This window comes from Occallatibacter sp. (assembly GCF_049582745.1).
Classification (GTDB): domain Bacteria; phylum Acidobacteriota; class Terriglobia; order Terriglobales; family Acidobacteriaceae; genus Telmatobacter.
In genome coordinates this window covers 1-10,903 of record NZ_JBAUUO010000169.1, presented here as the reverse complement: position 1 = coordinate 10,903, position 10,903 = coordinate 1, and the positions used below count along the sequence as shown (strand labels likewise).

Genomic DNA, 10,903 nt, shown 5'->3' with positions numbered 1-10,903 from the left:
GCCCTCACTCCAAACCCGCACATCTGAAGCCGCCTAAGACACACTCATCAGGTGTCCACCATAAAAAACAAGCGGACACCTCATGACACACTCTCCAACTGTCAACAGGGACTGGCCGTACGCTTACTGTGCAACAAGAGCGGAGAATCACTCAAACGAAGAGGGAAGTGAAGTCCGCCGTGCACAGCCTGCCGTTGTCCGAAAGAACTTCCGCGATTAGCAAATCATTGCTCACGGATTCGGTTGTGCCTCACCGCCCGGGAAAATCATATTCCCGGGCGCTGACTGATTGGTATCTGTTCAAAATCGGAGTCGATGCCTACTCGTCTGCCGGTACAGTCCTGATAGAGAAGCACGCTGTGCACCCTGAGAGTAAGGACAGCTCAAGGAAGAAGCGTCGAGCGATTGGACACTGATGGCCGAGGAATGGTCATTTTCGGGCGTCAGAATACTGGAAACGTGTATGCCGTGAGTCACATCAGCCATGGTGAGGGTTGCTACACTTTAATTGCCTCTACCGCATGGACTCGTTCGCGAGTTCACCTTTTATCAATTTATGCCACGCAAGACCGAGCGCCCGATCCCGTACGACTGTATCGGCTATAGCGAAATAGGTCCATCGACCCAACCAGGTGCCATACCAGGCGATCTCGCTGAACTCATCTAATTGCGGTCGGGGTGGGTGGGAGCGTTGGATGATTTCCTGGATCATCAGATCCTTCGCCGGCCCTCCTTGTGGAAGCTCGCCGGCACACTCCGCTTGGAAGAGTTCTCTCCTGGCTTCATCCACGATCACCTCGCCCTGTGAGCAAAACCAACATTCAGTTTTCAGCCATTCGCATATCACTTCACACCACTTTTGTGCATCCTGCGTGCGCTTGCGATCCAGCGATTCGGCCTCCGCAGCGGCGCAGGTCTTGCTGGCAGCTTTCGATCGCTGCATAAGCTCCCTGGTGCTGATCTCGCCTCTGCTCGCAAGAATGCGGTCCGCAAGCGGGGCCTGCCCCGCGCAAATAAGATTACGAAGATGCGACTCGCTGCATGGCAACCTATTGGCAAGAGCGCGCAGGCTTGTCTTCCCGCGAACGTTGAAGAGCGCCTCGCCGCGTTGGACGTCGTTCAGGTGTTGCCATTTCGATGCCAGTTCGTCAATGGATGCAGGAATGCCGTTGTTTGTCATGAATGTGCAATGGAACGAGCAATAGTACTCCTAGTTCGCCGCCAAGTCTGTGAGCAACGCGGTGCTGAAAACAGAGGCCGTGAATCTGAGCAATCTCCGTTGCAAACCCGGGTGTTGCGCAGGTCTGATTTTCCCGATGCGCAACGAAAGTTGGGGAAATGTGGCTGTTGCGCGGCGAATTCTCGGCAGGTGCGCAACACTCTTGGGCTGTGGCAACGCATCGCGCTACCTTTCGGAAGGTAAAGCGCCCAAGTCTGACCAAGAGGGACCCAAACAACGGTGGCGGTGGGAGAGTTGAAGATGAGCGATTCCTGTTTTCGACGTCTGATGGAGTCAATCCGGGACAAATCGACCAAGTCGCTATACTAGGACACCCGATTTACCCGGAAATTGGTCCATAACTCACAGTGCTCTGGTGGGGAACATGTGTTCCCCCGCCTTTTTGATGTGATTTTGTCGGCCAGATTGTGAGAGCTGATTTTGGGCGGCCGCGGCTGAACGGCAACGGTTGGTTGTTTCCCCTTGTTCAGCATGTCCATCGTTTACCTGACCCTGATCCGGAAGACATGTGGTTGCGATCCGGAGACACCATGCAGCACGCGATGTTCAGAACGTCGGCCGTATCGCTGGACAGCCTGGGGCACCGGAGCACCGGCCGGGTGACAGAGAGGATGACGGCAAGAGAGGACGACATATGGCGACATATATAGAAGGTCCGGGACCGCCGAGGATCTGGCCGGGGAGCCTGGCCGGGGAGCCTGCCGGGATACTGGGCCGGGAATCCTGCCGGGGAAGGAAGCGGCTTCGGCCCTTCCCCGCGCGCGCGAAAATATATTGTGCGCGGCGAGGAAGGGACCTGGTGGATAGATCTCATCCCTGGTCCATGCGGTGAAGTCGTTCTTGAGGTTGTACCAGAAGTCGGTGATCTGGTAGCCCTCCAGTCCACCGATCCAGGGCCGCCCGTAGCGGGTCAGGGGCAGGATCTGGATGGTGTTGGCCTTCTCGTTCTTGTAGCCGGTCGTGAGGATGCCTCCGAATGCCAGAACACTGCATGTGATCAGTGCCGCCCATCCTGGAGGAGATCCAAACAGCATCATGGTTCCAACACCGGTGTCGTGGGGCTTTGGCTGAGACGTCTCCTGAGTACATACTCATCATGTAGCTAAATCCAGGCAGGCTCGTCTTGACGGGATGCCTTCTAAAGGATGAGTATATGAGTCGATTGCTTCAGTCGTTTCCCCGGTCCCGCCGTAGCACCCCATTCCGCCGCAAGGTCTGGGGCGAGATGTTCGGTGGTCTTCTCCGCGATGCCCGGGAGGAAAGGGGCCGCTCCGTCGAGGATGCGGCCCAGGCAGCGGGGATGGAAGTAGCGGAGTGGGAGGCCGTAGAAGCCGGCCAGGTTCCCGAGAACTGGGAGCAGGTCCGCCGCATGGCCGACGGACTGGGGATCGATCGCAGTTGGCTAACCCCGCTCGTCCTCTTCTGTCACGAGGCCTGGGGCTAGTAGCGTTGCGGGGGCCAGGGCCTTCCGAGACTCTGGCATCCGTACTCATAACCGGATAACCTCATCTCCTGAGAAGGGAGGTGAGTCAGATTAGGAAGCCAACGGAACAGAAGGTGAAAAGAATGAACTTGAACGTACCCGTCGAACTTCATAACGCCTTTAAGGCGACCACTGCTGCCCAAGGTCAGAACATGACCGACATTTTGATGGAGTTCATCACGAACTACGTCGCCAAGCACTCTCCCAAGGGGCGGCGCCGGTGAAACGCGCCGCTCTCTATATGAGGGTGTCGACCCTCGATCAGCGTCCGGAGAGTCAGTTACATGACCTTCGGCAGATGGCAGCACAGCGTGGTTATGCCATCGTTGACGAATACATAGACAGGATCAGCGGCACCAAAGCCAAGCGGCCCGGGCTCGATCAGATGATGGCCGACGCCCGCCGCGGTCGGTTCGATGTTGTCCTTGTCTGGGCTTCCGATCGGATCGCACGATCGGTAAAGCACTTTTTAGATGTGCTCGACGAACTCAACCGGATAGGGGTCGAGTACGTCTCGTTCCGGGAAAACATCGACACGGGAGGCCCGTTGGGTAGGGCCATCGTGGTCATCATCGGAGCCATCGCCGAACTGGAGCGCTCGCTGATCGTCGAGAGAGTGCGCGCCGGCATGCGGCGCGCGCGCTTGGAAGGAATCCGTATCGGTCGAACTCCGCTGGTCCTGGACAACGCCGCTATCCAGCAAGACCGTCAACGTGGCCAGAGCATCCGCCAGATCGCCAAGGGCCATCGCATCTCGACCGCTACCGTGCAACGTGTGCTTCGCAAGCACGCCCAAACTACTCAGGAGCATGCCGCATGACCGAACATCTTCTTGTTCTGCTTGTCTGCTTGGCCGTCATCGTCGTGCTGGCCATCCTTATATATGTGGCAACTCGTGGTCAGATCAATGCGCTCACAGCCGTCTACGAAATGCGCCTCACTCTGCAGCAGGTCCTCGCCAACACCCAAAAGATCGACTGCTCGCTCGACAAACAGCGCCGCGTCCTCTTCGACGCTCACAAGCGAATCAGCGCTGTGACAAAAGGGGTCACAAAACCCGCTTCGTAAACCCCACAAAATGCACGGCCGGATCTCAACGATCCGGCCGTGTCAAAAGGTGTAGCTTCGGATACAGCAAAGGGCGACTATTGAACTAAGAGATTCAAGATCGTCGAATGCGTCACCGACCCACTTGCTGCCGTCACCGTCACAGCATAGCTTCCGGGGAGCGATCCTGTCGTGTAGGGCACTGTCACTGAATACGCGCTGCTCTTCGAACTCAGATCGGCAGTATCGCCGGAATAAGCCGCAGTGACTGTATGCGCGCCGGCAGTTGAAAAAGACGTCCGGAATTGAGACGTTCCGTTTGTCAGCCCGACCGGGGACCCGGAGTTGGCGCCGTCAACACTGAACTGCACCGTTCCAGACGGAGCCGACGTTGAACCGATCGCTTTAACCGTTGCTGTGAAAGTATCCATGCTTCCCTTTGAGGGCGTCTTCGAGCTCGCAGTCAACGCGGTCGACGTGGAGTACTGAGTGGGCGACGTCGTTGAGCCGCCACCTCCGCCGCCTCCACAACTCGCAACGCCGATAAAGATCGACCCGGTTGCACAAATCGCAAGAAGCAGATTCTTCCGTCTCTTCACCGGGACCGCGACAAACACGACAAATGCCGCGGAGATGCTGCCGAGGCTAGCTATCCATCGGATGTGTCTCGGCCGATTTGATGCAGTCGGTCCCGCACTTACTGACTGTGCTTGCGCTGTGGTGAGCGTCAGGGAAGCACTGCCAGAACCTGATACTGAATTGGGTGAAAACACACAAGCCGCGCCTGTTGGCAGTCCAGAACAAGAAAAGTTCACGGTTCCCAAGAACCCATTCTGATATCCGACCTGAACGACGGTCGGGGTAGTTGTCTGCCCGTTGGTTACGGAGAGGTTATTGGGATTCACTGAGATGGTGAAGTCCGGGACGACAATCCCGATGATCACGTCACCCGATGTGCTTGCCAGATAATTTGAATCTCCACCATATCTAAGAGTCACTACATGGTTCCCTCCTGCAAGCCCGGCTGTGGGGATTGTCAGATTTGCAGCACCAGTCAACTCCGCTCCAAAATTGGGGCCGGCGGTCACTGACAGCGGGCTTCCTACATTCGTTCCGTCGATTGCGAGCTGCACCGTTCCGGCTGGAGTTGGATACGAAGGCTCAGAAGGGGGTGGCAGAGTTGTAGCGATGATGCTCGCAATCATGTTGACCGGTGTCCCGCCAAGGATGCCCCCGTATGCTGACAATGAAAACGTAGTTTGGGAGGGAACCGGAGCAGTTGAATATGTAAGAGTCAGCGGCGCGCTAGTGCAGCTTGCATAGTTTGAATCGCCGGAGTACGTAATTGCAATCGGACCGATCGGCGATGGTAGTTGTGAGACCTGGAGCGTAAGCTGGGCAATCGTCGCGCTCGGAAGTTGGAATGCTCCTCCAGACAAGGAACCACTCCCATTGCCGGTCACAGTCGTCGGCCCGGCAATGAGAGTTGACCCTGAGTAGACGCTGATCGTTCCAGTTGGAGCGACCATGTTGCCCAACGTTGCAGCCAGCTTGGCCTGGTAAAGCAGGGCATAAGGATTCAACACGAGATTCCATCCCGGTCTGAGGATGGTCGTATTCGCTGTCACATTGCAGCTCATCTGCGCGGGAGTGACAGTGATGCTTGCTGTTCCGCTACTTGCATTGAAGCTCGGATCACCTCCATAGGAGGCGTTTACTGTGTGCGAACCAGCCAAGAGTAGATTGCTCGGAATGTCCTCTGTATAACTCTGAGCGTTAATGGCGAACTGCCCGAGTGAGTTGATTCCGTCGGTGAATGTCGCCGAGCCTGTTGCATTTCCGTATCCGCTTTGCCCCTTCACGTCCGCACGAAGCAGCAGGAGGCTCCCGTACGGAACGGAAGCAGGCGGCGGGCCGAATACCCCCGTGGAAGTGTTGTAGTTCAGGATTGTGACTTTGGTTGTGCTTGCTTCCGGAGAAATGCTCACGCTCACCTCAGCTGAATCGCTGGGGGCAAATTGCGTGTCGCCGGCATAGTGTGCAGTGACCTTGTAGTTCCCGCCGGGAAACGAATTTACCTGGCCCGTAATCGCACCGCTTTGCAGCGATCCCAGGTAGATTGAACCGCTTTCCGTCGTACCAAGCAGAGAGACATCTCCGGTGGGACTCCCGGACGACGCCCTCACATCGACGACCGCATTGATCGCCGTGCCATGAATGGCGGTCACTGTCCCGATTCCGCCGTTCAGATCGAGCGTCGTATTGGTCGGGGTAAAAGCAATGCTCGACCAGTTGTTCACCAGGTTTGCAATATCGACACTGCCTAGGCCCGTAACCATGTCATATCCGATGGTCGAATCGTGGCCCTTCATTCTACCGATCGGTTCAGCGGCTCCCGCAGGAATCTCGCAGTCGGAACTCAAACTGGTACATGCCACGCGATTTCCATCTGTAGCGACGTCATGGAAGATCGAGGCGCGTTGGGCGCTCGATGCCAGTCGATACAGTGTGAAGTTGGCATTCCCCTGGCGTCCGTATTTCTGGTTGATGATGGCCATCACACCAGCCATCGCAGGAGTACTCGCTGAGGTCCCGCCGACGGCAACAAAGTACTGCGACGACGACGAAGGATCGCAATTGCCGACGGGGGCAGTAGCATTCGCATCGCAGACTATATAAGCGGAGTTGTATACGCCGTTACTCGCAAACAAAGAGACATCCGGCACATCGCGCACACCGTCTGCCGGCACTCCCGAACCAGCTTGCCAGATTGGTTTGGGCCACCCCGAGGCGCATGAGCTTGCGCTCGTGCCGCTTGACGTCACGCAGGAACTTGGCCCCCCGCTGGTGGCGATTGTATCCAGATAGAGAGAGCCCGCGGCTCCGTTGTTGCAGGCAGTCACGGGGTTATCTCCGGTTGTCGCGTCGAGCACGGAGCTGCCGCAACTGTCGTTCCACGGAACTTCCGGGATGTATCCAAGCGCTGACTCCTTGGTTGTCGGATCGCTCGTCAGGCTCCAGTAGTTCGTCCAAACGCTGTACTGGTTGAAGTCGGTGCCGCCGACCGCCACGTTGTATGGAGTCGAGGCGAGTCCGCTGACCGCCATGGGGTGAATCGCCAGGTTCTGATTCGGGCCGGTTGGGTCGCAAGCAGCCGAGCCCTGGTCGCCTGAAGAGACCAGCACCGTGATCCCCTCGGCGGCAGCCTGCTGCCACATTGCTTTTTCGAACGCGTTTCCCGTTGTTCCCAGGAACAACTCGCAGTCGCCATAACTTTCGCTGATCACGGGCGCTAGATTGTTGTCAATGATGTAGAGCGCGGCTAGATCCACTCCGGCCGTTGTCTCTGTACTGGCTGCACTGACGAGTTCGATATGTGCTCCCCTGGCCACGGCCCCTGCCCACTCCACGTCGAGATCGGACTCGAGTTCATCCGCCTGAAAGCCGGGATCGGCGCCGGCGATGATGACGGTAGGGTCGTTTTTGGGGAGCCCAAGGAATGCACGGAAATAGGCTGGATCGGAAGGGTTGATATCAGTCTCGCCGACGATCGCAATTGCTTGTCCCGTTCCATCGAATCCTGCATTCCACAACGGCAACAGATCGTAGATCGTCGCGAAGTCGTAGGGGGCCACCCCAAAAAAGCTGCTGAGGAGCGTAGGCCCCTTGAGGGTAAGGTCTGGATTGGCCCCCGGCACGCGTTCTGGACGCGGCTGTCCCTTTGTTTCACGCAGGGCCGGCCCACGAATCGCCATCGAGCGACGTCCAAGGTCGTTCAGAGAGACCACACCTGCAACCACGGGGGCGAGCGCCGTTGGGATGCTCGGGTCGCGATCGTTCGCCAGATGCATCGCTCCATTCACTTCATAGCGATGAATCTCCGTGTGGAATGCACTTTCAACCTGGCTGGCGTTGCCACTGAATTCAATCACGGTTCCAGCTTTGCTCAAGCTAATGTTTGTGAACCCGTGAGATGCAAGCCAATCGCTGACTGCTTGGATATCTTCTTTCGCCGGTCCGAACTGCTGCCCAACCTGTTCCGGAGTGAGCCATTGATGAAACTGCGGTGAGCTAGGATTCTGTTGCGACTCAAGAAGACTATTCAACGCGGCTTCCTGCTCAGGACTGCGGCACAGCAGCATCAGCATACGATGCAACGGTAAGTCCTGTATTGCTGCTCCATGATCATTCGCAGCGTTGGCGAACAAGATCGTGTTGCCCCTGAGTGCCGTGAAACGGCTGTCGTCAACGTTCCCGGAGATGCGAGGCACCCGTGAGACGAACTGAGAAAGGGAACTCCGCGTAACCTGCCCAAAAGATGATCGAGGGGCCAACGCGAGGGTGGCAACGAATCCTATGCACAACACAAAACCAGTAAGTCGGCGCAAAGGCATGTCAGCGAGTCCTGGCTACTGTCAAATGCGTTCCTGATGCCGCCGGCAGCGCGGTGTTCGCTGGACGGGTCACGAACGCCTGGCTTGTTCACGATGCAGCAAGATCGCGGAAGATGATTACCTCTAGTCGCAGTCGCGAACCTCGAAGATGATCCCTGTCTTCGGATCGGGTTTGAGAGAAAATGCATCGATTGACACCGATGGCATCAGCAAGTAGAACCCCGGTTGACTGAAAAATGAACTTGGGAGAGGAAAAGATACTTGTCGAACGTAGGCTTGGTTTTGTTCTAACGCGATGATTGTCTGCTGATCGGATCCGGAAGCCATCCGATCCTGTTGAATAGCAATCCCTTCAGTTCGACGCTTCATGGTAGTTGTGTCGAAAAGGGCTCCGTATCCTACGTTGACATGCAGATGGTGGCTGTCAAAGCCGATATTCGATTGCCCATGATTGAGTATTGTGATGTCGATAGTGATGGCTTTATCTCCCACGCAAACAGAAGAGCGTGGAGCTGAGACCTTTACCTCCAAGGAGGAGTTAGCCTTCACTTCGCCGGCGGCATTCGGTAACGCTAGGCTCAGACCGCAAATAGAAAGATATATCGCAAGACTCTTCATGGTTTTGTCCCGTGCTCCGTATTATCATCTAAGACTCTTGCTTTTTCCACTGAATCGGCCACTGCCGCGTTCAACTTGTCGCCAACTTTTGTATTAAGCTTCGTTGACGCAGCATTGGCCGCATTCTGGGGATTCTTACTCGTAGCGGAGGCACTTGTGCCGGGGATTGACTTATCTAACGCCTCTGCAACAGACAGGTTATCGGCGGCGTGAGTTTCTTCGTGCTCTTTCAGATGGGCAGTTGACTTGTCGAACGCCGCTTGCTCGGCTGGATCGGAACTCTTCCATTCGGGTAACTGGATCGTCTGCGACAAGGTCGTCGTGACTTTGTCATCAGAAGGAGCGGTTAGGGTAACCTTTGTGTTCTCACCGGAGGCCGTCACGCTCATCGTTGGTTTGAAGTTGACTTCAAAATGCGGTGTTGTCATTCCCGAATACTTTCCATCGAAATGTTGGTTCGCACTAGCAAGCGCCTCTTTAGCGGTTGCTCCAGTGACGCGATAGTAGACGTAATTTACGCCTTTATCTACTACTACATGCCCATCTGAATCGAACCTTGAAAGGGGGTTGTTCCAAACGTACGCATAGAGGTTCAGGCTCTGCGGACTTGTAATGTCAGCAAAGGGTATGGGAACAGGAACTGTACTCCAGTCCGGCGACATGAACCGGCCCACTGTCGACCTATAGAATCTGGCTCCGAAGTAATCGTTGAATGACTCTGTGTCGCGTTCTTTGCCGGTTAATTTGTAGTGATTCGGGAGCAAGTTCGTGATTGGACGCTCGCCTCCGAACGGGTAGAAATCCGATTCATCTTGTATGCTTCCGCTCGCATCCGTGACTACGTTGGACGAACCAAGATGGTCAGAGAAGAAGTAGTAGACGTTTCCGCTGCTGATGTCGCGGCGTGCAAGCCGCTTGGCGCCCATGAAGATGTATTCGCTGGTCAGATTGCCTGATAGATCGCTCTCGGCTAGAGCATCGCCCTGCTCGCCTCCCCAGTACATGGTTCCCCCGGACTTCTTGACCCGCGCATCGTCGCCATTGTAGGTATAGGTCACCCCCGCAGTGCACGACGCCATTTCCTCGGCATTCCATGCGTACCCACCGGAACTGCAGCCCGACGTGTTGATGCCGTCGCTCGTGACGTTCCCGGCCGAATCGTATCCGAAACCGCCCAACGTGAATCGGTTATTAGTGTTTACCGCCTGGCTGAGGGACATGGGATTTGTTCCGGTACCCGGGACAGTATTGGTCTGGTAGAGGTTACCCCAAGGATCGTAGACGAAAGCTGTTCCCCAGGTCGTACCGGAAGTAGCCTGCAACACGCGGTTCAGTGTGTCGTATGTAAACGCCTGGTTGCGCGTTGTGTCCTTGCTGTTCGTGATTGCGAAAAGATTCCCGTTGTCGCTCGCTCCGAGATGATAGTTGAAGCTGAGGTTGATGATCGTGCCGTGTGGCCCTGTCGCTGTAATCGCCAACGGCTGGAGTCGCGAATTATATGTATTCGAGCCGCTGATGCCGGCGCTGCCAAATATGGCTGATGCCAATCCCCCCGGCGGCGCATAAGATGCGCTGCTTGCGTACGGAATTGTGTGAGTGTTGTCGGTGATCGAGAGGATCTGGCCGGCATTGTTGTACTTGTACTCGACCACAGAATTGCTCGGACTCGGATAGGTGATCTTCCAAGGTGTGCCGTCGGGGGTGTACGTCGTTGAGACCGTCTTGTTGATGCCCGAGATTGTGCGGGACTCGCTGGAAACCCGCCCCATCTTCTCGTATGTCCACGTTGTAGATCCGGAGCCGTCAGACATGCCCGTCCGGTGACCTACTCCGTAATTGCCCGACCCCGTGGCATCGTACGTAAAGGTGACAGCCGGATCACCATTAGAAAATGTTTTTCCCGGAGAGCGATTCAGGCCGTCATAGCTTCCGAAGTTCACCTGAATGCTGCGTGCATCTGTCTTTGTTTGAAGATTGCTATTTGCGTCGTACGTGTATTTAGTTCGATTTCTAGGCTCGTTGTTGTCGCAGTTCTCATTCATGCTCGAGTCCGACAGGCAATCTTAGCATCGAAAAATGGTGAAGCTCGGACAGAAATAGTCTCTGATTCTGATCATGGAG

The 10,903-nt window shown here is 56.0% G+C and carries 9 protein-coding genes; 4 read left to right on the top strand and 5 right to left on the bottom strand.

Going from position 1 to position 10,903, the window contains the following annotated elements; all coding sequences use genetic code 11:
* Positions 1–514: 514 nt before the first annotated feature.
* Positions 515–943: a hypothetical protein gene (locus WCA10_RS23775; RefSeq protein WP_472825028.1), complete on the bottom strand. Its 429-nt coding sequence runs from the start codon at positions 941–943 to the stop codon at positions 515–517.
* A 779-nt stretch (positions 944–1,722) separates the two neighbouring features.
* Positions 1,723–2,277 carry a hypothetical protein gene (locus WCA10_RS23770; protein ID WP_472825027.1) on the bottom strand — a complete coding sequence of 185 codons (555 nt, stop codon included), beginning with the start codon at positions 2,275–2,277 and terminating at the stop codon, positions 1,723–1,725.
* A gap of 116 nt (positions 2,278–2,393) precedes the next feature.
* Between WCA10_RS23770 and WCA10_RS23765 the strand changes: the two genes are divergently transcribed.
* From WCA10_RS23765 to WCA10_RS23750, 4 genes are all read left to right on the top strand, one after another.
* Positions 2,394–2,684 (top strand): helix-turn-helix domain-containing protein, encoded by a 291-nt coding sequence (locus tag WCA10_RS23765; protein WP_472825026.1) that lies wholly within the window; start codon positions 2,394–2,396, stop codon positions 2,682–2,684.
* A gap of 80 nt (positions 2,685–2,764) precedes the next feature.
* The gene (locus tag WCA10_RS23760) at positions 2,765–2,947 is read left to right on the top strand and encodes a plasmid partition protein ParG (RefSeq protein ID WP_472825025.1); all 183 of its coding nucleotides are present in this window, start codon (positions 2,765–2,767) and stop codon (positions 2,945–2,947) included.
* Positions 2,944–3,543, top strand: a complete 600-nt coding sequence (locus WCA10_RS23755; protein ID WP_472825024.1) for a recombinase family protein — start codon at positions 2,944–2,946, stop codon at positions 3,541–3,543. The genes WCA10_RS23760 and WCA10_RS23755 overlap by 4 nt, the downstream gene beginning before the upstream one ends.
* Positions 3,540–3,791 (top strand): hypothetical protein, encoded by a 252-nt coding sequence (locus WCA10_RS23750; RefSeq protein WP_472825023.1) that lies wholly within the window; start codon positions 3,540–3,542, stop codon positions 3,789–3,791. The genes WCA10_RS23755 and WCA10_RS23750 overlap by 4 nt, the downstream gene beginning before the upstream one ends.
* 77 nt (positions 3,792–3,868) lie before the next feature.
* On the opposite strand, the gene WCA10_RS23745 is transcribed toward WCA10_RS23750, so the two are convergent.
* The 3 genes from WCA10_RS23745 to WCA10_RS23735 form a co-directional block, all read right to left on the bottom strand.
* A complete protein-coding gene (locus WCA10_RS23745; RefSeq protein ID WP_472825029.1) occupies positions 3,869–7,912 on the bottom strand; it encodes an Ig-like domain repeat protein in 4,044 nt (1,347 codons plus the stop codon).
* A 375-nt stretch (positions 7,913–8,287) separates the two neighbouring features.
* Positions 8,288–8,782: a hypothetical protein gene (locus tag WCA10_RS23740; RefSeq protein WP_472825022.1), complete on the bottom strand. Its 495-nt coding sequence runs from the start codon at positions 8,780–8,782 to the stop codon at positions 8,288–8,290.
* Positions 8,779–10,824 (bottom strand): RHS repeat-associated core domain-containing protein, encoded by a 2,046-nt coding sequence (locus tag WCA10_RS23735; RefSeq protein WP_472825021.1) that lies wholly within the window; start codon positions 10,822–10,824, stop codon positions 8,779–8,781. The genes WCA10_RS23740 and WCA10_RS23735 overlap by 4 nt, the downstream gene beginning before the upstream one ends.
* Between the last annotated feature and the right edge of the window lie 79 nt (positions 10,825–10,903).

What these genes read in the sequence shown, in the direction of transcription:
- WCA10_RS23740 (WP_472825022.1), bottom strand. Translation starts at nt 8,782, where the DNA reads ATGAAGAGTCTTGCGATATATCTTTCTATTTGCGGTCTGAGCCTAGCG.
- WCA10_RS23745 (WP_472825029.1), bottom strand. Translation starts at nt 7,912, where the DNA reads ATGCTGCTGTGCCGCAGTCCTGAGCAGGAAGCCGCGTTGAATAGTCTT.
- WCA10_RS23770 (WP_472825027.1), bottom strand. Translation starts at nt 2,277, where the DNA reads ATGATGCTGTTTGGATCTCCTCCAGGATGGGCGGCACTGATCACATGC.
- WCA10_RS23750 (WP_472825023.1), top strand. Translation starts at nt 3,540, where the DNA reads ATGACCGAACATCTTCTTGTTCTGCTTGTCTGCTTGGCCGTCATCGTC.
- WCA10_RS23735 (WP_472825021.1), bottom strand. Translation starts at nt 10,824, where the DNA reads ATGAATGAGAACTGCGACAACAACGAGCCTAGAAATCGAACTAAATAC.
- WCA10_RS23765 (WP_472825026.1), top strand. Translation starts at nt 2,394, where the DNA reads ATGAGTCGATTGCTTCAGTCGTTTCCCCGGTCCCGCCGTAGCACCCCA.
- WCA10_RS23775 (WP_472825028.1), bottom strand. Translation starts at nt 943, where the DNA reads ATGCAGCGATCGAAAGCTGCCAGCAAGACCTGCGCCGCTGCGGAGGCC.